The 661-nt window shown below is 61.3% G+C and carries 2 protein-coding genes; both read left to right on the forward strand.

Annotation, left to right across the window (positions count from 1 at the left end):
- The first annotated feature begins 182 nt into the window (after nucleotides 1–182).
- The gene (locus F6Q13_RS19230) at nucleotides 183–416 is read left to right on the forward strand and encodes a hypothetical protein (protein WP_293059914.1); all 234 of its coding nucleotides are present in this window, start codon (nucleotides 183–185) and stop codon (nucleotides 414–416) included.
- The coding region (locus F6Q13_RS19235; protein ID WP_293059917.1) for a type II toxin-antitoxin system PemK/MazF family toxin at nucleotides 406–661 on the forward strand (256 nt) is incomplete at its 3' end. The genes F6Q13_RS19230 and F6Q13_RS19235, both read left to right, overlap by 11 nt.

Genomic DNA, 661 nt, shown 5'->3' on the forward strand with positions numbered 1-661 from the left:
GGTGGCTTCAGAGGCGTGCTGGCCGGCTCCTACTCCCCACCGCAGAATTGTCTGCTCAACAGGCAATATCGATGCACCTAACGGGGTGGGCTTACGGGCAAAGCCGCATATTCGATTTCCGCGTATTCGTAGCAGGTTGGCGCAAGGGGCCACTGTCTTACAAATTGTAGTACACTACGTTTATGGCCGACACCATTACCTTCCGACCCGATGAGGATGCATCTCGCGCCCTTGCTGTCTTGACCAGGGACGGGACATCGATATCTGCGGCGGTTAGGGCGGCTCTCATCGAGGCAGCACGCCAAAAGGCCGCCGCGGCGATTCGCGCCGAGGCAGAGGACCTCGCTGCGGACGAGTCAGACCGTGCCGAGGCAATGCAGGTGCTGCGCGACATGGAGACGCTCCGTGCGTGGTGAGGTTTTCCGACTCCACGCTCCAGGTCGCAGTCGCGGGCACGAGCAATCCGGCTCCCGATATGCCGTCGTGGTTCAATCCGACCAGCTGCCATTATCGACGTGGCTCGTTGCGCCGACTTCAACATCAGCCCGAGCGGCAACTTTTCGGCCCGAGGTCGAGATCGACGGCCGCATCACGCGGGTACTGGCTGAACAAACCGCGGCGGTCGATCCTGCTCGACTCGGCAATAGTGCGGGGTATCTCA

It is taken from the genome of Mycobacterium sp. (assembly GCF_008709575.1).
Lineage (GTDB): Bacteria > Actinomycetota > Actinomycetes > Mycobacteriales > Mycobacteriaceae > Mycobacterium.

Coding starts and splice junctions, on each gene's coding strand:
- F6Q13_RS19230 (WP_293059914.1), top strand. CDS start 183: ATGGCCGACACCATTACCTTCCGACCCGATGAGGATGCATCTCGCGCC.